Here is a 21,006-nt window from a genome sequence, read left to right on the forward strand (position 1 = left end):
CGGCTCAGCCGCGGACCAGGTCGATGACGGTCGCCAGCCCGGGCCCGGCCGGCTCCGGCGGCGGCCCCACCAGCCGGCGCCCCACGATGTCGAGCGCCAGGCTGAACGCACGCTCGGCCCGCTCGGGGAAGGTCCAGCCGTGGGCCGCCGCGAAGCCCGCCCAGTCGGCCGGGCCGACCACCGGACAGTCGCTGTAGTCCAACTCGTGCCAGGTCACGGCCAGCTCGATCAGGGCGAGCAGTGCATCGATGTCGGTGTCGACGGACAGCAGAAGATCGTGGTGCTCGGGATAGCGTGCAGCCGCCCGGCACTCACCCCGGCAGGTGGTCAGCCGACTCGGTGCGTGTGCGACGGTCATCGACAGCTCCAGGTGCTTCGGTCCGAACGCTTGTGACAGTTTGTGACACTGCACACGATGCACCGGCCCGTTGCACGAGTGTTGCAGCAGTTCGAGGAGGATCTGTGGACCTGAGTGAGCCCGAGATGAGTGAGCGCACCGTGCAGGCGCGATGGGACGGGGGGCTGCGCGTCCTCGTCGACGCAGGCGGCTTCGAGATCGTCTCCGACGAGCCTGCCTCCGTGCCGGGCGGTAGCGGCACCGGGCCGCAGCCCACCGAGCTGCTACTGGCCTCGATCGCGTCCTGCTTCACGATCGCGCTGGCCTACACCGCGGGCAAGCGTGGCATCGAGCTCGAGGATCTTTCCGTCGACGTCACCGGGCACTACGACGGGCCGCGCTTCGACGCCTTCCGGATCGCCGTGCGCATCCGCGCGCCGCGGGACGTCCAGCTGACCAGGCTGATCGAATCCGCGAAGCGGGTGTGCTACGTGACCCGGACCCTCTCAGATCCCCCGAAGATCGACATCGTCGTCGAGGAGTGACCGCAACACCCGCAGGGTGACGGCCCGCAGCGGGAGCCCGAGCGCGGCGGCCGCCGCGGCGACGTCGTCGTGCTCGGGCTTGGCGCCCCACGGACCGTGTTTGACCCGCACCGGATGCCCGTCCACGTCCACGGTCGTGGTCCGGCGCGGCAGCGCGGGCCGCTCGACCCGGCTGCGGCGCAGGCCGAGGCTGCCGGTCTCGCGCAGCACCATCCGCTCGCAGTCCGCGGCGCGCTCGGGCGCGGCGAGGACGTGCACGGTATGCGCGGGCCGGGACTTCTTCATCCCGATCGGCGTGATCCAGGCGTCGGCCGCGCCGGCGTCGAGCAGCTGTTCGAGCAGATGCCCGAGGACCTCGCCGGTGACATCGTCCACGTTGGTCTCGATCAGGACCATCAACGACGCGCTCGCCGCGGTCTCGCCGAGCAGCGCGGGCAGCACGTTGGGCCGGTTCGGCTCGTCGCGCGTTCCGGCGCCGTAACCGCTGGCCTGCAACGTCATCGCCGGTATCGGTCCGAACTGGGCGCCCGCGGCGAGCAGGAGCGCGATTCCGGTGGGGGTGACGGTCTCGCCCGCGATCCCGGCCGACGTCACCGGCGCGCGGGCCGCGGTGAGCAGCGCCGCGCTCGCCGGGGCGGGCAGCGGCAGGGTCCCGTGCCGGGTCTGCACGGTCCCGCTGCCGAGCGCCAGCGGCCCGCAGTGCACGGCGTCGACGGCGAGCAGATGCAGCGCGGCGGCGACCCCGACGATGTCGACGATGGTGTCGACGCCGCCGATCTCGTGCAGGTGCACCCGGTCGACGGGCACGTCGTGCAGCCGCGCCTCCACCTCGGCGATGGCCCGCACCGCCCGTACCGCCAGGTCGGCGACCGGTGCCGGGCGCGCCCGTCCGGCCAGCTCCAGCAGCGCGGCGGCGGATCGTTCGGTGGTGGTGTCGTGCGTCGTGACCCGGGCGTGAATGGCCCGCAACGCCCCGCGCCGGACAGGCTCGGCGGTGAGCTCCCAACCGGTCAGCCCGGTACCGGCGACGGCGGCGCGCACGTCGTCGATGGGGGCGCCGAGGTCGAGCAGCGCACCCAGCAGCATGTCCCCCGAGATCCCGCTGAACGGGTCAAGCCAGAGGATCATCGTCTGCTCGCGATCCGATGCGCGGCCATCGCGGCGGCGAACCCGGAGTCGATGTTGACCACGGTGATCCCCGCCGCACACGAGGACAGCATGGCCAGCAGGGCCGTGACGCCCTGCAGGTTCGCGCCGTAACCCACCGAGGTGGGCACGGCGATCACCGGGCAGCCGACGAGGCCGCCCACCACGCTGGGCAGCGCGCCTTCCATGCCCGCGATGCAGACCACGGCGTCCGCGGTGACCAGATCGTCGCGGACCGCGAGGAGCCGGTGCAGCCCGGCCACCCCCACGTCGGTGAACCGGTGCACGGTCAACCCCACGGCCTCGGCGACGGCGGCCGCCTCGGCGGCGACCGGTCCGTCCGAGGTGCCGGCGGAGACCACGGCGAGCCGGTAGCCGCGCGGTGCCGCGCGCCGCCACACCAGTAGCCGGCCGGGCGCGTCGTAGTCCCCGTCGGGCACCGCCGCGAGCGCCGCGCGGGCGTCCTCGGGCTCGATCCGGGTGGCCAGCACCGGGCCGGTGTTGGCCTGCAGCAGGCTGGTGACCACCCCGGCGATCTGGGCCACCGTCTTGCCGGGGCCGTAGACGACTTCGGGCAGACCCTGTCGCGCCTCCCGATCGGTGTCGGGGCGCGCGTAGCCGAGATCGTCGAAACCCTGGTTGCTCACGTCCCGGCCACGGTCGGCAACCCGAGCAGCACGTTCATCCGGCCGGTGCGGAAGCCTTCGAGGTCCAGCGCGCAGAACTCGAACCCGGCGCCGCGGATCGCCCGGTCGAGGTCGCCCCGCAGCTCGGTGGCGCGCGGCAGCTCGTCGGCGGGCAGTTCCAGGCGCGCGACCGTCCCGTGCGCGTGCGCCCGCACCCGGCAGACGGGGAACCCCATGGTGTGCACCGCGGCCTCGGCCGCCTCGATGCGGACAAGCACCTCCGGGGTGACCGGGTCGCCGTAGGCGACCCGGGAGGACAGGCAGGCGGCGGCGGGTTTCGCCGCGGTGACCAGGCCGAGCCGGGCGCTGAGCGCGCGGACGTCCGCCTTGGTCAGCCCGACGTCGACCATCGGGGCGATCACGCCGCGCACCGCCGCGGCGTGCTGGCCGGGGCGGTGATCACCGAGGTCGTCGGTGTTCGTACCCAGTGCGATCGCCGCGCCGGCCAGCTCGGCCAGCGGTTCCAGCGCGTCGAACAGGGCACTCTTGCAGTGAAAGCAGCGGTCACCGGAATTGGCGACGTAGGCCGAGCGGTCGAACTCGTCGGTGGCCACCTCGACGTGGGCGATCCCGTGGGTCCTGGCGAACTCGCGCGCCGCCCGCCGCTCGGTCTGTGGCAGGCTCGGCGACACCGCGGTCACCGCGACCGCGGCCACGCCCAGTTGCTCGGATGCGACGACGGCCAGCAGCGCGGAGTCGGCCCCGCCGGAGAAGGCCACCAAGAGCCTGCGCTCGCGGCGCAGCCGGTCGCGCAGGGCTTCGAGCAATGCATTGGGGTCGGCGGCGTCAGCCATCCGGTCACCTCCTGCCCTCGACCGTATATCGCCCGGGGTTCTCGCCGAGTCATCCATCCCACGGAGCGGCACCGTCGGAGTCGACCATCCACCGAGCGCGACGACCAGGACGCTGTGCCGTCGACACCCGCGCCCGGGTAGCCGCAGCCGCTGCCGTCACTCCCAGTAGGCTCCCGCCGATCTCGTCGCCGGGCCACGCCATGGCTTTGTTTGGGGAGTCCCTGCTCGGCCATCCGAGTAGCGTGCAGGACAGGACAGGGGGTGACCACGGTGGACGTCGAGAGCCCACGAAACCCGGACCGTCGCCCCCGTATGTTCGCCTCCCCGCCGCCCCTCCCTCCGCGCACCACCCCGCCGCCCTGGCCTCGGCGTGCCGAACGCGAGGAGTCGCGCCCCGTCCGTCCCGAGCGCGCGCTGCGCCCGCAGCGGGAGCAGCCCACCGGGCGTGGCGCCGGGACGCGCGGACTGCCGCCCCCGGCCGGACGGACCACGATGCCGCGGTCCTTGGCCGACGGGGACGGTCCCCCGCGCGGACCCGGGCCCGCGCGGCGGGGTGCCAGGCGCGGCGCCGATCCGGGAGCCGGCCGCAACCCGCCCCCCGCGGACCGCGCCGCCGGGCGCGGCGATGCCGACCCGCTGGCGGAGACCGTCGACCTCCGCGCCCTGGGCCGGCGGCCAACGGCTCCCCCGCGCGCCGCGCCGCCGCCGCGCGGGCAACGCCCCGACCCCGCGCGGCCCGGCCCCGGCCGCCGAGACGACGACGCGGAGCCCACGCAGCCGGTCGCGCGGGAGCGGTCCAAGCCCCACCGGCCGAGGGACGAGCTGGCTGAACAGACCGCCGCCGCGGAACCCATCACGAGCGACCCGCCCGCGGACCGGCCGACGCACAGCGTCCCGCCACCTCCCGCGCGGCGGGAACGTCCTGCCACGGGTGGACGGGCACCGCGGCGTCGCGGCCTCGGTGCCGCCTTGGGCATGACGGCAGCGGCCACGGTGGCACCCGGCTCCGGCCACCTGCTGCTGCGTCGCTACCGCACCGGCGGCCTGATCCTCGGTACGTTCCTGCTCGCCATCGCGGCACTGGTGGTCACGGGGCTGACGATGGGCCGCGCGCGGCTGTTGGAGACGGTGCTCTCGACGAAGATCCTCGCCACCGTCGTGCTGGTCAGCCTCGCGGTGGCGCTCGCCTGGATCGCGGTGATCATCCGGACTTGGCTGCTGGCCCGGCCGGCACGCCTGACCATCGGCCGCAAGGTGCTCGGGACCGCGGTCGTCGCCCTGCTGTGCCTGATCGTCGCGGCGCCGTTCGCGTTCGCCGCCAATGTGGCGAACTCCCAGCGCAACCTGCTCAACGCGTTGTTCCCCGGCCGGGGCGGCACGTCCGCGGCCGAGGCGCTCAACAAACCGCGGCTCAACATCCTGCTGCTGGGCAGCGACGCCGGACCGGACCGCGCAGGCACCCGGACCGACACGATGATGGTCGCAAGCATCGACACCAGAACCGCGAAGACGATCCTGTTCAGCCTGCCCCGCAACATCCAGCGCGCCCAGTTCCCGCCGGGGTCGGCGATGGCCGAGGAGTTCCCCCGGGGCTTCCACGACGCGCGCGCCCCGCTGTCGGGTGACTACCTGCTCAACGCGGTCTACGCCTACGCGCACGCGAACCCGGACGTGGCACCCGCCGTCCCCACCGACGACCCCGGGATCAACCTGCTGAGCTCGACGGTGTCGTACATGCTCGGGCTGCCGCTGGACTACTACCTCGAGGTCGATATGGCCGGCTTCGCCGCGATCATCGACGCGGTCGGCGGCGTGACCATCAACGTCGGGCCCACCCCGCTCCCCATCGGCGGGGTGCTGCCCGACGGCAGACACGTCAAACCCGACGGCTACATCCAGCCCGGGGTCCAGGAACTCGACGGCGAGACCGCGCTGTGGTTCGCCCGTTCCCGGCGGAACTCCGACGACTACGACCGGATGGGGCGGCAGCGCTGCCTGCTGCAGGCCGTGCTCGACCAGAAGAGCCCCGCCGACCTGCTGACGAACTTCCAGGACGTCGCCGCGGCGGCCACCCGGAACATCCGTACCAACATCCCGCAGGCCGTGCTGCCCAAGCTGGTCTCGCTGGCCGGCGACGCCCAGATCAACCTGCAGAGCGTCGCGTTCGACCCGAGCCTGTCGGACCCGAACGAGCCCGACGGCCGGTTCGACACCGCCAGACCCGACGTCGAGTACATGCGCGCGGTGGTCAACGCCGCGATCGAGGGCAGACCGCTGGCCACCTCGGCACCGACGACGTCGGCGAAGGCCGGCCACACCCCGGGTCGATCGGCGCCCCTGGCTCCGCAGACCTCGGCACCCGCGCAACCGTCGTCGGCCGGTCCCGTTCCGGTCGCCGATTCCTGCGCCCCCGACACTCCCTGAGAGCAGGGGTCTCGATGCGCGGCGAGGCGGTTCTGCCAGGCTATGCGGGTGAAGATGACGGCGGACCCACCCGCATGGGGTGAGCGCTGAAGAGAGGAGCACGAACGATGGCACTGCCCACGCTGACTCCCGAACAGCGCCAGGAGGCGCTCAAGAAGGCCGCGGCCGCCCGTACGGCGCGGAAGGAGTTGCGCGACGCGATCGCCCGCGGAGACCAGACCATCCCCGAGGTGCTCAGCCGCGCAAAGTCGGACGCGATCGTCGGCAAGACGAAGGTCGCCGACCTGCTCAAGAGCCTCCCGGGCTACGGCCCCGCGAAGGTGAACGCGCTGCTGGAGCAGACCGGAATCGACGCCTCCCGCCGCGCGGCGGGACTGGGCGAACGGCAGCGCGAGGCGCTGCTCAACGCCCTGAAGTGACGCGCACGCCCGGCCCGCGGGAATCTCGCGGGCCGGGCGCCTGCGGTGCCGGTGCGCGGGCCGTCGACGCCGGTTGGCACCCTGTACCGGTGGAACGCTTCGTCGATGTCACGCCCGGGATCCGGCTGTGGGCCGAACAGATCGGCCCGGAGATCGCCGCGGACGCCGTCGCACCCGACCCGGTGCTACTGATCATGGGGGCCAACGCCTCCGGGCTGGCCTGGCCCGACGCGCTGGTCTCGAGGCTGGCCGAACAGCACCCGGTGATCCGTTACGACCATCGCGACACCGGCCGCTCCGCGTGGGCTTTCGACCGGCACCCCTACTCCGTGGCCGACCTCGCCGAGGACGCCATCGCCGTCCTCGACGCGTTCGACGTCGAGCGCGCGCACGTCGTCGGCATGTCGATGGGCGGGATCCTCGTTCAGCTGCTCCTGCTCGACCACCCCGACCGGCTGCTGACCGCCACCTTGCTGTGCACGTCCGCGCTCGACGCCGGCCTCGCCGGCGCCGCTCCCGACCTGCCCGGGCCCGATCCGGCCCTGCTGCGGCTGTGGCAGGAGATGGACGACCCGCGCGACGCCGAGCGGGAGATCGACTGGCGGGTCGAGCACTGGCGGCTGCTCAACGGCACCGGCACCCCGTTCGACCCCGCCGAGTTCCGGGCGCTGGAGGAGCGGATCATCGAGCACACCGGCTGGTACGACAGCCCATCGGCGCATGCCCACGCCGACCCCGGTGGGCTCGACCGCGGCGCCGAGCTCGCCACGGTCGATGTGCCGACGCTCGTCATCGAGGCACCGGAGGACCCGGTGAATCCGCCTCCGCACTCCGGTCATCTGGCCAGGGCGATCGGCGGCGCCCGGATGGTGCGGGTGCCCGGGATGGGCCACGCGCTCAACGCGACCGTCGTGGAGCCGGTGGCGGCGGCGATCCTCTCCCATGCCGCGCGCGGCGGCGAGCACGTCGTGAGCTCCGCCGACGAACGCGTGTAACGGCGCGTCCATCGGGCTATCTGCCAGTCATGGGCATCGAGGATCCAGACGAGGACGTGCTCGAGCAGCAGCAGGCGGTGGAACCGGACGCCGAGGACGAACCGGCCGATGAGGGGGAGCTGGGCTCGGTGCCGTTGGAGGCCGATCCGGCCGACGTCGCCGAACAGGGCAGGGTCTACCCGGACGACGAATACTGACCTGTGAGTGTGTAACAGTGTTCTAACACTGTTACACACTCACAGGGGCGCGCGACCTGCGGCTTTAGCCGACCGGTGCGGGCGCCTGGTTGTCGGCGAGGGCCGCCGCGCCGTCGGCCCGGCGCCACGACGGCCACGCCAGCACCACAAGCCCGGCCGCCGCGAGACCCGCGAAGACCCAGACGCCGACGGCCACCGCGGGCGCCATGCCCGCGGAGAACAGCAGGCTGCGCAATGCATCGGCGGCGAACCGGAACGGCGTCCACGACCACAGCAGCACCCGGTAGCAGGGGTGCAGCAGCTCGGGCACCTGGCCCACCACCGCGGGCGCGGTCAGGTACAGCAGCGCAAGCAGGCCGATACCCGGGAGCCCGGCCAGCCGCAGCACCGCCGCCTGCAGGAGCCCGAACCCGCCCGCGACGAGGGCGAGGAAGCCCAGCGCCCCCAGGTCCAGTCGATCCCCAGACCCCACAGCGCCTCGAAGCCGAGAATGACCGCGGGACCGGCGACGGCGATCGTCGCGGCACCGACCATGGCCGCGCCGACCGGCAAGCCTCGACCGGCGCGCGCGAACCTGAGCAGCAGCACCGCGTTGGCCGCCAGTCCGCCGATCCACAGCAACGCGGTGGCCACCAGCGGCAGCGCCCGCGCGGCCGGTGGAGCGGGATGCACCGTGGTCGCGGTGATGGCGGGTGCGACACCCGTCCGCTGGGTGATGGCCTGCGCGATCGCCCCGCCGGCGCGGCCCAGCATCTGCTCGGCGACCTGGGTTCCCGAGGGGTTGACCGCCCCAGAGGTCGTCGTCGTGATCGCGAGGCCCTCGCTCGTGGGCGCGATCTCCAGAATCCCGTAGACCTCGGCGTCGTCGAGCAGCTCGGTGGCCGTGACCGCATCGACGACGTGCCATTCCACTGCGTCGCCGCCCTGCGTCCCGATCTGCTGGGCCATCGGCGCCAGCGCCGCCCCGGCGTCTCCCCTCGGTATCACCAAGGCCAGCGGTACGCCGCGCGGCGCCACGGTGGTCTGCACCCCGAAGGTCAGCAGGCCGAGCACAACGGCCACCAATGCACCGACCAGTCCCGTCGCGAGCCCGATACGCCATCGGACGGGCGCGATCCGTGCCCTCACCTCGATCACCCCTCTCTTCCTCAACGAGCGTTGAATATAGGCCCACCGACCACCCCGGTCAACGCATGTTGAATTTCATGGAAGAGATCGCGCGGACGGACTGTTGGGAGGGAGGTACCCACGCGAGAAGGAGGTGGCCTCATGGCCACGGTCGAGCTGACCACGGAGAACTTCAACGACGTCGTCGGAGCCGACGGAACGGTGTTCGTCGACTTCTGGGCGGGATGGTGCGGCCCGTGCCGCCAGTTCGCGCCCGTGTTCGAGCAGGCCTCGGAGCAGCACACCGACATCACGTTCGGCAAGGTCGACACCGAGGCCGAGACGGCCCTGGCCCAGGCCTTCGGTATCTCGTCGATCCCGACGCTGATGGCCGTGCGCGACGGCGTCGTGCTCTACTCGCAGCCTGGCGCACTGCCCGCCCCCGCGCTCGAGGACCTCATCGAGCAGGTACGTGCCGTCGACATGGACGAGGTGCGCCGCAAGGTCAACGAACAGCAGGCGCAGCAGCCCGGAGCCTGACCGGACCACGCAAGATCGCCCCGGGCTCGGTTCTCAACTGCTGACCCGGCAGCGCGCTGGGCACATCCCCGGGCGCCGTCGGGTAACACAACGAGGTGTCGCCTCGCGCGGCACCGCCGCGCGGGGCCGGTCCGCAGCCGCGCATCGCGGTACGTCGTTGTCGGCAGGCCACCCCCGGCCCGCCGAGAACGAGGCATCCGCCTGGATCGGCGCTCCCCGATCGAGCCCCTCATTCGCCGGGCACGCTCAATTCCTTGGACAGCCCACGCACGGACGAGGCACGGTGCTCGCGTGGCAGGTTTGACATCCGCGCAGGTGGAGCAGTTCGTCGAGGAAGGCTTCGTGCACCTCGCCGACGCCTTCCCGCGCTCGGTCGCCGACGAGCCGTTCCGCGTCGCCGCGAACACCCGCGGCTGCACGCCGCCTGCGACCAACTCGTCGGCGCCGGTCGCTGGCTGCCTCGCGTCGGACTCGGCACCTTCCCGATCCGGTCCCACATCCCGACGATCCGGGCGACGATGGCTGGCACGTCGAGGGCAGCTTCCCCGACGGCGCCGGCTACCGGCTCAACCTGCGTTCCCGCGGCCGAGCCCTCCTCATGCTGTTCCTGTTCTCCGACATCGGCCCGCACGACGCCCCGACCCGCATCCGGGCCGGCTCCCACCTCGACATCCCGCCGCTGCTCGCGCCCTCAGGCGACGACAGCGTCGAGTTCTTCGAGTTCGCCAGGCGGGCGGTTCCGGCCACGGCGAACCGGCCCGTCGCCACGGCTACCGGCGCGGCTGGCGATGTGTACCTGTACCACCCGTTCCTGGTGCACGCGGCGCAGCGCCACCGCGGTCACCAGCCGAAGTTCATGGCCCAACCGCCGTTGGAGCCGGTGGGCGAACTCGAGCTGGAGCGCCCCGACCCGTCACCCGTCGAACGCGCGGTGTGCCGCGGGCTGGACATGGCGTGAGGCCCACGGTCGCGACGTCGTCGAAGGAGCACCGCGCCGCGAACCGGTGCTGATCCACCCGCGCTCGGCGGCCGGGGTCGGGCACGCGTTGGGCAACGTGTTCACGTGGCGTGGAACACCAAGCGGCCGCACGGAGCTACTCCGTTCAGCCCTCTACACCGACAGATGGCTATACACCTCGGTCGCCTTCTCACACGAATAGACCTATGAACGACCATTCGGGGCATCCCCCATCGAGATGTTGTCACTTCTTGTGAACGGGATCACCCTGAGCCCATGCCGCCCACCACCGTCCATCTGAACGGCGGCGTCAATCTTCGCGACGCCGAGACCGTGATGCGCGAGATCCTTACCCGGGTACCGGCCGGGCTGCGATCCCTACCGGATGGCGAGACCGGAGATCGCCAGCAGTGGATCTTCTTCCAGCTCCAGAAGTTCTGGCAGACGCCGGGGATCGAGGATGCCGGAACCGGTGACCAGCCCGCCGAGGGCTACGACGCGATGCCCAAGGTCCGGCTGGCCGAGGGCGTCGACCCCGCTGTGGTGAACTGGCCCAACCTCGGCTACGCCGAGGCCTACCAGGAGTCGTACGCGACCTTCCAGCGGCTCCGGAAGGAAGGCCTCGTCCCGGAAGGGCTGCGCTTCCAGGTCCAGTACCCGACCCCGCTCGCGTCGATCAACGCATGGTTCGTCCCGGAGGACCAGAACCGGGTCGAGGCATCCTACGAGCGGGCCCTGTTCACCGACCTGGACCGGCTGCTCGAGGCCCTGCCGCACGACGAGATCGCCGTCCAGTGGGACGTCGCCGTGGAGTTCGCGATTCTCGCGGGCGGCTTCGTCACGGCCCCGGGCCAGGAGTTCGGCGAGATCATCGCGCGCCTGGCGCGCTGCGTGGACCGAGTACCGTCCGACGTCCCGGTCGGGCTGCACCTGTGCTACGGCGACTACCAGCACCGGCATTTCGCGGAGCCCGAATCCCTTGCCCTGCAGGTGCGCATGGCCAACTCGGTGGACGCGGCGGCCGGTCGGCAGGTCAGCTGGTACGCGTTCACCGTCCCCCAGTACCAGCGGGACCCGGCCTACTTCGCGCCGCTGCGCGAGCTGCGCCGCCGCGAGGGGACGGAACTGTTCTTCGCCCTGGTTCCCTACCACCCCGGGGAGCAGGAGCCGGGCACCACCGAGGAGCAGGTCCGGCTCGTCGACGAATACCTGGCCGACGGCGAATGGGGGATCTGCACCGAATGCGGCATGGCCCGCGCCGAGCCGGAGGAGATCCCGGCGCTCCTCGACCGGCACCGGGAGATCCTCGCCGCCTACGCGTCGTAACCCGATGCCGTGCGGCCGGGCGGCTCGGGAGCCGCCAGCATGTCGACCGCGACGTTGGGAGCTACTCCCGTTCGCTACCGAACTATAGGCACATCAGGCAGCAGGAGGCGGTCGGGGCCAGGCGGGAGCGGCTGGCGGCGCTGCCGGCGGAGGCGGAGCTACATCCCCACGCGACGATGGCGCCCGGGATGGCGGCGGTACTGCGCGGTCTGCCCGACGGCGGTTCGACGTTCGCCGAATTCGACCGCGCGATGCTGGTGCTGATCGACACCGGCGCCGTTCCGGCCGCACGGGCCGAATTCACCGCGCTGTTTCGCCCCTTCACCGAGCCCGAGGCGTTCGCCCGCGGACACGCCCTCCACGCCCGGCTGGACGAGCTCGCCGACCCCACCGATCCCCGCGTCGCCGCGCTCGCCGGTGACCTCGCCGCGCACATTCCCGACGAGCTGGCTTCGATGATCGCCACGAGCCTCGACGACACCGGTCAGTGGCTGGCGGCGATGTCGCAGGAGCTGTCCGCCGCGCAGGCCGAGGTCTTCCGACTGCTGTCGCGGTGCTCGCCCTGGAGGCCGCGACCGCGTCGCGAATGTACCGAACCGAGGGCCGGACCGAACCGGTGCGCCGGATCATGGGTTCGAGCTGAAGGGCATGGTCAGCCTCGTCCTCTGGATCATCGGGCGCCGCCACGGTGTGCCGCCCGGTGCCACCGCCGTGTCGTACGCCCGCGCCCAGACGTCGATGACGATGATGTTCCTGTTCGCAATGGTCGTGGAGCTGGTGGCCGTGGAGATTCTGCTGCGGGCGATCGCCGCACCGACGGCCCTGCGCATCCTGATTCTCGTGATCGACGCCTACGGGTCCTGATCGCGCTCGCGGTCATCGCGGCCGGCGTCACCCGGCCCCACGTCGTCTCCGCCGACGAACTGCGCATCCGCTACGGCTCGTTCTTCGATCTGCGCGTTCCCCGCGCGCAGATCGCCGGAGTGCACCACCGCCGCAACCTCAACGAGCGCGGCACGATCAAGGCCGAGGACGACCGGCTCGCCGTGGCGGTGTTCTCCCAGACCAATCTGGTCCTCGAGCTGGCCGAACCGATCACCGCCGTCCGCCCGCTCGGACACAGCGTCAAGCCCTGTGAGTGCGTAACAGTGTTCTAACACTGTTACGCACTCACAGGCCGGGTGAGCAGGCAACTCGCCAATTCCCAGCTTTTCCACAGCGGCGTCTCAGCTTGGGCGCTCATCGTGGAAAACATGAACGACGAGCAGCGGGGGCAGGGCCGGCCCGACGGGACGGGCGAGCCCGACGAGCCCCGTATCCGGCAGCCCTCGATGCCGTCCACCGGCGGCCCCGCGCACGATGCGGACAAGCCAGCCGAGCCGCCCGGCGGCTGGGCTGGGTCACAGCCCTACGACGCCGGCCCGTACGGTGCGCCCTGGGGTACCCCTCAGCCGCCCTACGGGTTCCCGGGATCGGCCCGGAACGAACCCGGCCGGCAGACCACGACTCTCCCCGCCGACCCGCCGCGCAGGCGCAGGCCGATGGTCGGCATCATCGCGGCCGCACTCATCGCGGGCCTGGTCGGCGGCGGCGCCGGCTTCGGCGGCGCGTACGCGCTCCTCGACCACGACCGGGGCAGCGGTGTCGTGCTGAGCGCCACGCCGGCCAGCGGGACGACCAGCCCGACAACCGATGGGACCGTGGCGGCCGCGGCCGCCAAGGCCCTGCCGAGCACGGTCGACATCGTGGTGACGATGCCGCAGGGCACCGGCGAGGGCAGCGGGGTCATCCTCACCGCCGACGGCGCGGTCCTCACCAACAACCATGTCGTCGCCGGCGCCGAGGGGCCGATCACGGTGACCCTCGCCGACGGCAGCAAGCACTCCGCGACCGTCGTCGGCACCTCACCCAGCTACGACCTCGCGGTGATCAAGATGAACGGCGTCTCCGGGCTCACCCCGGCCACCCTCGGCCGCTCCCAGGACGTCAAGGTCGGTCAGCAGGTGGTCGCGATCGGTTCGCCGCAAGGCCTCAGCGGCACGGTCACCACCGGTATCGTCAGCGCGCTCAACCGCACGGTGGCGGTGCAGGGCCAGAACGGCTCGGGCGTCGTCTACAACGGTCTGCAGACCGACGCCCCGATCAACCAGGGGAACTCCGGCGGCCCGCTGGTCAACCTCGACGGGCAGGTCATCGGGGTCAACTCGGCGATCGCGACGGCGAGCCGGAGCACCGGCAGCATCGGGCTGGGCTTCGCCATCCCGGTCGACCAGGCCCGCCGGGTGTCCCAGGAGATCCTGGACACCGGCAAGGCCACCAAGCCGGTGCTGGGCGTGCAGGGCAGCACTCCGACCGTCCGGACGTCCAGCACCGTGGGCGGCGCGACGATCGGCCAGGTCCAGGACGGCTCGCCGGCGGCCGCGGCCGGGCTCGAGGCGGAGGATGTGGTCACGAAGGTCGGCGACACGAACGTCAAGGACTTCGCCGATCTCGTCGCCCGCATCGGTTCGTACGCGCCCGGCGAGCAGGTCCCGCTGACCGTGACCAGCGGCGGGTCGACCCGCATCGTCGAGGTCACCCTCGGCAGCGTGACCGACCAGGCGCCGACGACGAGCGGTGGCGGGTCCTTCAGGGGTGGGTCGCCGTTCGGCGGGCCCAACCCGTTCGGGGACAACTGATCGGGGGTCGGCGGGACGGGGTATGGGCCGCATTGGGGGCAGCCCATACCCCGTCCGCGGTCATTGTCCGTCGGCGAGCAGCCAGGCGCGCACCTCGTCGCCGTCCGCCCCCAGCCCCGGCGGGGACCGCCGGTAGGACGGTGGGGTGACCGAGTAGTCGACCGGGTTACGCACCGTCGGCACCGCGGCCGAATCGCTCGGGTACACCACCGGTTCGAGGCCAAGGTCCTCGGCGAGCGCGACGCCCTCGGCGACGGTGTTGATCGGACCGCAGGGCACTCCGACGCCGGTGAGGATGTCGAACCACTCCTTGGCGCCGCGGGCCGCCAGCTTCTCCACCAGCACCCCGAGGATCTCCTCGCGGTGGACGATGCGTTCGGTCATCGTGGCGAACCGCGGATCGTCGGGCAGGCCGGCGGCCCCGACGGCCTCGCACAGCCTGCGGAACTGCCGGTCGTTGGCGGCGATGACGATCAGCTCGCCATCGGCGGTGGCCATCGGCTCGTAGGGAAACACGCTCGGGTGCTCGTTACCCATCCGGTGCGGCACCACCCCGCCCGCGACGACCGCCGAGGTCTGGTTGACCAGGCTGGACAGCGCCGCGGACAGCAGGTTCGTCTCGACCCGCTGCCCCACTCCGGTCCGCTCCCGGTGGCGCAGCGCGGCCAGCGTCGCGATCGCGGCGTGCAGCCCGGTCACCACGTCGAACACCGCCACCCCGGACCGGTAGGGCTCGCCGTCGGCGTCACCGGTGAGGCTCATCAGCCCTGAGGTGGCCTGCACCAGCAGGTCGTAACCGGGCAGGCGGGCGCCGTCCTTGCTGCCGAACCCGCTGATCGAGCAGTACACGACGCTCGGGTTCCGCGCCCGCACGGCGTCGTAGTCCAACCCGAATCGGACCAGCCCGCCGGGCTTGAAGTTCTCGACCATCACATCGGCGCGCGCGGACAGCCGGTGCGCGACGTCCTGGTCGGCCGGGTCGGCCAGATCCAGCGCGACCGACCGCTTGTTCCGATTGATCGACAGGTAGTAGGTGGCCACGCCGTCCCGGGTCGGCGGCCGCCAGGTACGGGTGTCGTCGCCCTGCGGGGACTCGACCTTGATCACCGTTGCGCCCAGATCGGCCAGCAGCATCGTCGTGTACGGCCCGGCGAGCACCCGGGAGAAATCGGCGACGAGCACCCCGTCCAACGGGCCACCGGCGGGCTCCTCGCCGGGCAGACCCCCCGTCTCCGTCGCCTCGCCGTCTCGGCCCTGCCCCTCGTGCACGTTCAGCTCCCCCGTTCGGCTATCGCTTCGATTCCGATCGTAGGTATACGTTGCACGGGAGCGGCCTGTCGCGGTCCGGGGTACACCGGAGTATCACGAGCCGAGGGAGACACGCGTGGGCAATCGGCTCACCGAGCCCGGCAAGACCCTCGCGGGGCGCTGGAGCTGGCCCGGCGGATCGGCGCGAACGGCCCGCTGGCCGTGCGGACGACCAAGAAGATCATCACGAGCGCCCCGGACCGGCCCGCGGCGGAACGCTGGGAGCGGCAGCAGACGATCATGAACCCGGTGATGTCGCCGGCCGACGCCCGGGAGGGCGCCACCGCCTTCGCCGAGAAGCGCGCACCCGTCTGGCGGGGGGAGTGACGGCGCCGGTCAGCCGACCAGGCCGGCCACGACCAGAACGAGGCCGAGCACGATCAGCGCGGCCCCGCTCCAGGCCATCCGGCGCTGGCGGGTACGGCCGCTCGCGGTCAGCTGCTCCTCGGAACGCGTCGAGAGCACGAACGGGTGCTTACGGTCCGCGGGCGGCGCGATGACCAGCGAGCCGGTCACGTCGTGCACCTCGCCGAGCACATACATCTGCGTGCCGGGACGCAGCACCCACTCGGTGTACTGGTAGCCGATCGTCTCATCCCGACCGCTTCGCGCCCGCGCGCCGAGCGTCCCCCGCCAGCCGTTCTCGGTGCCCGTTCCGGACCGCTCGAACCGGTCGGCCACCTTCTCGGCGCCGTCGGGGCGCCGTCCGCCGTGGTCCACGCCGATCGTCCGGCCGTCGTGATGCAGCGCGAATCCGGCCTCGGAGGTGTGCTCGGCGACCGTTTCGGTGCGGGTGCTGACCGTCGTGCGGCCCTCGCTGTCGCGCTGGTAGTGCTTGTAGCGCCGCTGCACCTCGTGGCTGTGCCAGACGCATTCGGTGCCCGTCAGCTCCGATCGCAGCAACCCATGCGGACCGGGGTGGGTCGCGCCGACCACCTCACACAGCTTCCGGAAACCGCCGCGGGCGCCCAGCTCGTCGGAGATCGTCCGCAGCTGCTCGAGCTCGGGCACGGACAACGTCTCCGCCGCCATCATGGCGTACACGATGCGCTGCTGTCTGACCGCGGCGTAGAGACAGCCCGCGCCCGCCAGCACCAGGACGATCCCGATGAACCACATGCCCGTCCGCTCCTCTTCGCCGGCTCCGGCAGATCGATACGGTCAACCTACGGCGCGCTCGGCCGCTCCCGTCCTGGTCAGGCCAGCCCGAGCAGCCGGTCTATGCCGATCTCGATGACGACGCGCTGCGGGTTGACCCGCGGTACCCGATAGCGCATCGCGTAGCGGCGCTCGGCCTCGGCGACCGATTCCGGATCCTCGCGGACCACGGCTCGTCCCTCCAGGCTGGACCAGCGGCGGCCGTCCACCTGCGACACCACGGCCCGCACGCCCACGGATCCCCCGGCCACCACGTTGCGCACCTTTTGCGAACCGCGGCTGCAGATCACCCGCGCGATCCCGGCCTCGACGTCGAGCGTCACCCCGACCGCGACGACGTGCGGGGTGCCGTCGCGCCGCGGCGTGACGAGGAGCCCGGTCCTGCGCTCGGCCCAGAACTCCCGAAACTCCGCCGACACCCGGTCCGGGTCCAGCCCGCGTCTGCTCATGCGGTCCAGTGTGTTGGGCGAGCGCGACCACGGAGTAGTTTGCAATGGTATCTTTTTCCCTCCCGGTTGTGACAGACATGCTCCGCCATCGAGTGAACGCCTGTTCACCCACCAATGGAGATCCCGCCCGTGGCCGATTCCGCCCACCCGCGCTTCCACCCTGCCGTGGTGATCGGGGTGCTCGCCTCCTGCGGCATCGCGGTCTCGCTGGTGCAGACCCTGGTCATTCCGTTGCTGCCGCGCTTCCCGCAGCTGCTGTCCACCACGCCGGCGACGGTGTCGTGGCTGGTGACCGCCACCCTGGTCGCGGGTGCGGTGTCCGCACCGGTGCTCGGCCGGCTCGGGGACATGTACGGCAAGCGGCGGATCCTGCTGATCGCGCTCGGGCTGATCACGGCGGGCTCGGCGCTGGGCGCGGCCGCCCCGAACGTGCTCGTGCTGCTCGTGGGGCGGGCGTTGCAGGGGGCCTCGTTCGGGGTGATCGCGCTCGGGCTGAGCATCATGCGGGACGAGCTGCCCGCGGGGCGGGTCGGCAGCGGGGTCGGCCTGATGAGCTCGTCGCTCGGCATCGGCGGTGCGATCGGGCTGCCGCTCGCCGGTGTAGTGGCCCAGACCATGAGCTGGCGCTGGTTGTTCGCGGCGCTGGCCGTCCTCGGCGTCGCGCAGTACCTGCTGGTGCGCTGGATCGTGCCCGAGTCACCGCACCGTCCCGGCGGACGGTTCGATCTGCCCGGGACGATCGGCCTCGGGCTCGGTCTGGTCTGCCTGCTGCTGGCGATCTCCAAGGGCCCTGAGTGGGGCTGGACCAGCCCGACGATCGTCGGCCTGCTCGTCGCCACGGCGGTGGTTCTTCCGCTGTGGGGACGCCACGAGCTGGGCCGTGAGAGCCCACTCGTCGATCTCCGGGTGAGCGCCCGGCCCGCGGTGCTGTGGACGAATCTGGCCACGGTCCTGGTCGGCTTTGCGATCTTCGCCTCCTTCATCATGACCACCCAGATCCTGCAGGCCGCCCCGGCCACGGGCTACGGCTTCGGGCTCTCGCTGGTGATGGCCGGGGTGATGCTGCTGCCGATGGGCGCGGCGATGACGATCTTCTCTCCGGCGTCGGCGCGACTGTCGAGCAGGCGAGGGCCGCGGACCACGCTGGTGGTCGGCGGGAGCGTGCTGGCGGCGGGCAACATCGGGTTCGCGCTGCGGCCGCCGACGCTGCCCTGGGTCGTCGTGGCGACGACCGTGATCGCAGTCGGGGCGGCGCTGGCCTACTCGGCCCTCCCGCTGCTCATCATGCGTGCGGTGCCGTCGAGCGAGACGGCCGCGGCGAACAGTCTCAACACGCTCATGCGTCAGCTCGGGACCTCGGTGTGCAGCGCCGGGGTGGCCGCGGTCGCCACCGCGCTGACCGTTGCGGTGGACGGCATCGACCAGCCCGCACCGGTCGCCTATACGGTGATCTTCCTCGCCGCGGCCCTCGCGGCGGCGCTCGCCACGATGATCGCCGCGCTCACCCCGGGGCCCACGACGGCGGGCACCGCACCCGAGGCCGCGGTGGCGCAGGCCGGTCTGGGCCCTCGGCGCTGACCACGAGACACCGGCTGCCCGCTCAGTGCGCGCGGACGTCGCGGCGGATCGGGTGGTCGCCCGGCACCTCGACGATCACGATGCGGGTGCCGTCCGGATCGGCGATCCACATCTCGTCGAGGCCCCAGGGCTCCCGGCGGGGTTCGCGCAGCACCCGCACCCCCTTGCCGGCCAGCTCACGGTGGGTCGCGGTCAGATCGCGGACCTGCAGCCACAGCCGCAGGCCTGCCCCACCGGTTCCCTCGCCGTCGCTCTGCCCGGACACCTCGAGAAAGCCGCCACCGAGGAAGAACACGGTCCCGCCGGGAAACTCGCGGGAGATCGCGAGTCCGAGGGTGTCTCGGTAGAACTCGAGGGAGGCCCGGGGATCGGCCGGGCGCAGGATGGCTCGGCTGCTCAGGATCTCCACGATCTGACCTTAACGTCGATCTTCCGCGCCGACCCGGTTTCCCGTTCTCGGACCGCGCGGGCCCAGGCCTGTCATGATCGACGGTTGGGAGCGGGCAGCCGCGTGGTTCGCGGTCGTGGGCTCCCAACCGTCGATCACTGGCGGCGGCGAGGCCGATGTTGACCTTGTCCCGGGCAGGTTCATCTCCGGGGGACATCAATAGGAACGGGGCAGCCCCAACACATGCTCGGCGATGTGGTTGAGCACCATCTCCTGCGAGATCGGGGCGATCTTCATCAGCCGCGACTCCACCCAGTACCGATCGACGTCATACTCCCGGGCGTAGCCGAAACCGCCGTGGGTCTGCATCGCCCGGTCGGCGGCGAAGTGGCCGGCCTCGGCCGCGAGGAACTTCGCGGTGTTGGCCTGCTCTCCGCAGGGCAACCCGGCGTCGTAGCGCCAGGATGCCTCCCGGACCGCCAGCTCGGCGGCACGCAGCCGCATATGCGCCTCGGCCAGCGGGAACGCGATCCCCTGGTGCTGGCCGATCGGCCGGCCGAACACCTCGCGGCCACGGGCGTACGCCACGGCCCTTCGGACGGCGACGTGTCCGATCCCGAGCGCCTCGGCGGCGATCAGGATCCGTTCCGGGTTGAGCCCGTCGAGCAGGTAGCGGAACCCCTCGCCCTCCTCGCCGACGCGGTCGGCCACCGGCACCGGCAGATCGTCGTAGCGCACCTCGCAGGACGCGACGGCGTTTCGCCCGACCTTGGGGATCGGCCTGATGTCGACCTCGGGACGCTGCAGATCGGCCAGCAGCAGGGTCAGCCCGTCGGTGCGCCTCGCACAGTCCTCTCGGGGTGTGGTGCGTACCAGAAGCAACACCTTCTCGCAGTCCTGCGCCTTGGAGGTCCACACCTTCTGCCCGCGGACGAGGTAGTGGTCACCGACGCGCCGGGCGCGGGTGGTGAGCGCGGTGGTGTCGCTGCCCGAGTCGGGCTCGGTCACCCCGAACGCGACGTGCAGCTCGCCGGACGCGACACGCGGCAGATAGGCCTCGCGCATCGCGTCGCTGCCGTACTTCACGACGGGGTTCATCCCGAAGATCGACAGGTGGATCGCGCTGCACCCGTTCATCGCCGCCCCCGAGGCGGCGACCTCTTCCAGCACGATCGAGGCCTCGGTGATGCCGCGCCCGCCGCCGCCGTAGCGCTCAGGGATCGCGATGCCGATCCACCCGCCCGCGGCCATCGCCGCGTAGAAGTCCCACGGGAACCGGTGCTCGACGTCGCAGGCCCGCCAGTAATCGTCGGGGAAGTCGCGGCAGGCCGCGCGGACCCCCTCCCGGATCGCCTGGGCGTCCTCGTCGGGTGCGAAGTCCACGTCACCGATGATGACCGGGGCCTGCGCCCAGGGAGTATGACCTGGGTCTCACAACACGGTCTTCTGACCCGCGGATCGCGGGCCGCTGTGTTCAATAGTCGGACACCTCAGGCAGGCGCATCGTCCCTACCGTCGGCACATGGACCAGGGTGATGGCAACGGCGCCGGCATGGGTCGCTCGGCTTCGGCGGTGGAGGCGGCGCTGGCGGAGCTGCGGCGGGGACGGATGGTGCTGGTCGTGGCCGACGAGGACCGGGAGAACGAGGGCGACCTGATCATGGCCGCGGAGAAGGTCACCCCGGAGGCGATGGCCTTCCTGATCCGCCACACCAGCGGGGTGGTGTGCGTCGGGCTGTCCGCCGAGCGCGCCGAGGCGCTGCGTCTGCCGCCGATGGTGGCCGAGGGCGAGGACCCGCGGGGGACCGCGCTCACCTACCGCACCCTGCCCGAGGGCCCCGCCCCCGGCACCGAGCACGTGGCGCTGGTGCGCGGGCAGGTCGACCAGGCCGGCGACCCGGCCGCCGCCCCGGTGCTGGTGCGGGTGCATTCGGAATGCCTGACCGGCGACGTGTTCGGCTCCCGGCGCTGCG

The 21,006-nt window shown here is 72.0% G+C and carries 26 protein-coding genes; 13 read left to right on the top strand and 13 right to left on the bottom strand.

What is annotated here, in order from left to right:
- Nucleotides 1-4: 4 nt before the first annotated feature.
- Nucleotides 5-358 carry a hypothetical protein gene (locus tag G567_RS0122040; protein WP_028931680.1) on the bottom strand — a complete coding sequence of 118 codons (354 nt, stop codon included), beginning with the start codon at nt 356-358 and terminating at the stop codon, nt 5-7.
- Between the two features lie 125 nt (nt 359-483).
- Between G567_RS0122040 and G567_RS32415 the strand changes: the two genes are divergently transcribed.
- Nucleotides 484-882: an OsmC family protein gene (locus G567_RS32415; protein ID WP_147201242.1), complete on the top strand. Its 399-nt coding sequence runs from the start codon at nt 484-486 to the stop codon at nt 880-882.
- Here G567_RS32415 and larC read toward each other — a convergent pair.
- From larC to larE, 3 genes are read right to left on the bottom strand one after another with little or no spacing between them, the layout of a single operon-like run.
- On the bottom strand, nt 844-2,010 hold the full coding sequence (gene larC / locus G567_RS30550; RefSeq protein ID WP_051233408.1) for a nickel pincer cofactor biosynthesis protein LarC: 1,167 nt from the start codon (nt 2,008-2,010) through the stop codon (nt 844-846). The genes G567_RS32415 and larC overlap by 39 nt on opposite strands.
- On the bottom strand, nt 2,007-2,675 hold the full coding sequence (gene larB / locus G567_RS0122055) for a nickel pincer cofactor biosynthesis protein LarB (protein WP_028931681.1): 669 nt from the start codon (nt 2,673-2,675) through the stop codon (nt 2,007-2,009). The genes larC and larB overlap by 4 nt, the downstream gene beginning before the upstream one ends.
- The gene (larE, locus tag G567_RS0122060; protein WP_028931682.1) at nt 2,672-3,508 is read right to left on the bottom strand and encodes an ATP-dependent sacrificial sulfur transferase LarE; all 837 of its coding nucleotides are present in this window, start codon (nt 3,506-3,508) and stop codon (nt 2,672-2,674) included. Before larE ends, larB begins: the two co-directional genes overlap by 4 nt.
- Before the next feature lie 975 nt (nt 3,509-4,483).
- Between larE and G567_RS30555 the strand changes: the two genes are divergently transcribed.
- The 4 genes from G567_RS30555 (at nt 4,484) to G567_RS34505 (ending at nt 7,543) form a co-directional block, all read left to right on the top strand.
- Complete coding sequence (locus G567_RS30555; RefSeq protein ID WP_161631742.1) at nt 4,484-5,932, top strand: LCP family protein; 1,449 nt, start codon at nt 4,484-4,486, stop codon at nt 5,930-5,932.
- Nucleotides 5,933-6,039: 107 nt separating this feature from the next.
- Entirely contained in the window at nt 6,040-6,351 is a 312-nt protein-coding gene (gene mihF, locus G567_RS0122070; RefSeq protein WP_028931683.1) for an integration host factor, actinobacterial type, read from the top strand.
- A gap of 89 nt (nt 6,352-6,440) precedes the next feature.
- The gene (locus tag G567_RS30560; protein ID WP_051233410.1) at nt 6,441-7,346 is read left to right on the top strand and encodes an alpha/beta fold hydrolase; all 906 of its coding nucleotides are present in this window, start codon (nt 6,441-6,443) and stop codon (nt 7,344-7,346) included.
- A gap of 29 nt (nt 7,347-7,375) precedes the next feature.
- Nucleotides 7,376-7,543, top strand: a complete 168-nt coding sequence (locus G567_RS34505) for a hypothetical protein (RefSeq protein ID WP_154667175.1) — start codon at nt 7,376-7,378, stop codon at nt 7,541-7,543.
- Nucleotides 7,544-7,607: 64 nt separating this feature from the next.
- Here G567_RS34505 and G567_RS34940 read toward each other — a convergent pair whose 3' ends face one another.
- Nucleotides 7,608-7,931 carry a hypothetical protein gene (locus G567_RS34940; RefSeq protein WP_051233411.1) on the bottom strand — a complete coding sequence of 108 codons (324 nt, stop codon included), beginning with the start codon at nt 7,929-7,931 and terminating at the stop codon, nt 7,608-7,610.
- Nucleotides 7,877-8,680 carry a YhgE/Pip domain-containing protein gene (locus G567_RS30565; RefSeq protein ID WP_051233412.1) on the bottom strand — a complete coding sequence of 268 codons (804 nt, stop codon included), beginning with the start codon at nt 8,678-8,680 and terminating at the stop codon, nt 7,877-7,879. Before G567_RS30565 ends, G567_RS34940 begins: the two co-directional genes overlap by 55 nt.
- A 132-nt stretch (nt 8,681-8,812) precedes the next feature.
- Between G567_RS30565 and trxA the strand changes: the two genes are divergently transcribed.
- The 3 genes from trxA to G567_RS0122100 all read left to right on the top strand — a co-directional run bounded on the left by trxA (nt 8,813) and on the right by G567_RS0122100 (nt 11,474).
- Nucleotides 8,813-9,190, top strand: coding sequence for a thioredoxin (gene trxA / locus G567_RS0122090; RefSeq protein ID WP_028931684.1), 378 nt, complete (start codon nt 8,813-8,815; stop codon nt 9,188-9,190).
- A gap of 451 nt (nt 9,191-9,641) precedes the next feature.
- Nucleotides 9,642-10,148 (top strand): phytanoyl-CoA dioxygenase family protein, encoded by a 507-nt coding sequence (locus tag G567_RS30570; RefSeq protein WP_245585752.1) that lies wholly within the window; start codon nt 9,642-9,644, stop codon nt 10,146-10,148.
- A 276-nt stretch (nt 10,149-10,424) separates the two neighbouring features.
- On the top strand, nt 10,425-11,474 hold the full coding sequence (locus G567_RS0122100) for a uroporphyrinogen decarboxylase/cobalamine-independent methonine synthase family protein (protein ID WP_028931685.1): 1,050 nt from the start codon (nt 10,425-10,427) through the stop codon (nt 11,472-11,474).
- Nucleotides 11,475-11,632: 158 nt separating this feature from the next.
- Here G567_RS0122100 and G567_RS0122105 read toward each other — a convergent pair whose 3' ends face one another.
- A complete protein-coding gene (locus tag G567_RS0122105; protein ID WP_028931686.1) occupies nt 11,633-11,908 on the bottom strand; it encodes a hypothetical protein in 276 nt (91 codons plus the stop codon).
- A 214-nt stretch (nt 11,909-12,122) separates the two neighbouring features.
- Between G567_RS0122105 and G567_RS32425 the strand changes: the two genes are divergently transcribed.
- Nucleotides 12,123-12,338 carry a hypothetical protein gene (locus G567_RS32425; RefSeq protein ID WP_028931687.1) on the top strand — a complete coding sequence of 72 codons (216 nt, stop codon included), beginning with the start codon at nt 12,123-12,125 and terminating at the stop codon, nt 12,336-12,338.
- Here G567_RS32425 and G567_RS34510 read toward each other — a convergent pair.
- Complete coding sequence (locus tag G567_RS34510; protein ID WP_147201244.1) at nt 12,326-12,595, bottom strand: hypothetical protein; 270 nt, start codon at nt 12,593-12,595, stop codon at nt 12,326-12,328. The genes G567_RS32425 and G567_RS34510 overlap by 13 nt on opposite strands.
- Before the next feature lie 132 nt (nt 12,596-12,727).
- Here G567_RS34510 and G567_RS30580 point away from each other — a divergent pair, with 132 nt between their 5' ends.
- A complete protein-coding gene (locus G567_RS30580; protein WP_051233413.1) occupies nt 12,728-14,152 on the top strand; it encodes a S1C family serine protease in 1,425 nt (474 codons plus the stop codon).
- 60 nt (nt 14,153-14,212) lie between these two features.
- Here the strand turns inward: G567_RS30580 and G567_RS0122135 are convergent, their stop codons facing one another.
- Nucleotides 14,213-15,373 carry a CaiB/BaiF CoA transferase family protein gene (locus G567_RS0122135; protein ID WP_028931688.1) on the bottom strand — a complete coding sequence of 387 codons (1,161 nt, stop codon included), beginning with the start codon at nt 15,371-15,373 and terminating at the stop codon, nt 14,213-14,215.
- Nucleotides 15,374-15,622: 249 nt separating this feature from the next.
- On the opposite strand from G567_RS0122135, the gene G567_RS34515 reads away from it, so the two are divergent.
- The gene (locus tag G567_RS34515) at nt 15,623-15,787 is read left to right on the top strand and encodes a Clp protease/crotonase-like domain-containing protein (RefSeq protein ID WP_154667176.1); all 165 of its coding nucleotides are present in this window, start codon (nt 15,623-15,625) and stop codon (nt 15,785-15,787) included.
- 9 nt (nt 15,788-15,796) lie between these two features.
- Here G567_RS34515 and G567_RS0122145 read toward each other — a convergent pair whose 3' ends face one another.
- Complete coding sequence (locus G567_RS0122145) at nt 15,797-16,579, bottom strand: E3 ubiquitin ligase family protein (RefSeq protein WP_028931689.1); 783 nt, start codon at nt 16,577-16,579, stop codon at nt 15,797-15,799.
- A 77-nt stretch (nt 16,580-16,656) separates the two neighbouring features.
- Nucleotides 16,657-17,067, bottom strand: a complete 411-nt coding sequence (locus tag G567_RS0122150; protein WP_028931690.1) for a pyridoxamine 5'-phosphate oxidase family protein — start codon at nt 17,065-17,067, stop codon at nt 16,657-16,659.
- 129 nt (nt 17,068-17,196) lie between these two features.
- On the opposite strand from G567_RS0122150, the gene G567_RS0122155 reads away from it, so the two are divergent.
- Entirely contained in the window at nt 17,197-18,645 is a 1,449-nt protein-coding gene (locus G567_RS0122155; protein WP_245585751.1) for an MFS transporter, read from the top strand.
- A 22-nt stretch (nt 18,646-18,667) separates the two neighbouring features.
- Here the strand turns inward: G567_RS0122155 and G567_RS0122160 are convergent, their stop codons facing one another.
- Nucleotides 18,668-19,054 carry a VOC family protein gene (locus G567_RS0122160; RefSeq protein ID WP_028931692.1) on the bottom strand — a complete coding sequence of 129 codons (387 nt, stop codon included), beginning with the start codon at nt 19,052-19,054 and terminating at the stop codon, nt 18,668-18,670.
- A gap of 195 nt (nt 19,055-19,249) precedes the next feature.
- Nucleotides 19,250-20,416 (bottom strand): acyl-CoA dehydrogenase family protein, encoded by a 1,167-nt coding sequence (locus G567_RS0122165; RefSeq protein WP_028931693.1) that lies wholly within the window; start codon nt 20,414-20,416, stop codon nt 19,250-19,252.
- 139 nt (nt 20,417-20,555) lie between these two features.
- Here G567_RS0122165 and G567_RS0122170 point away from each other — a divergent pair.
- On the top strand, nt 20,556-21,006 hold a 451-nt coding region (locus G567_RS0122170), incomplete at its 3' end, for a 3,4-dihydroxy-2-butanone-4-phosphate synthase (RefSeq protein WP_028931694.1).

It is taken from the genome of Pseudonocardia asaccharolytica DSM 44247 = NBRC 16224, from assembly GCF_000423625.1.
In the GTDB taxonomy this organism is placed as follows: Bacteria; Actinomycetota; Actinomycetes; order Mycobacteriales; family Pseudonocardiaceae; genus Pseudonocardia; species Pseudonocardia asaccharolytica.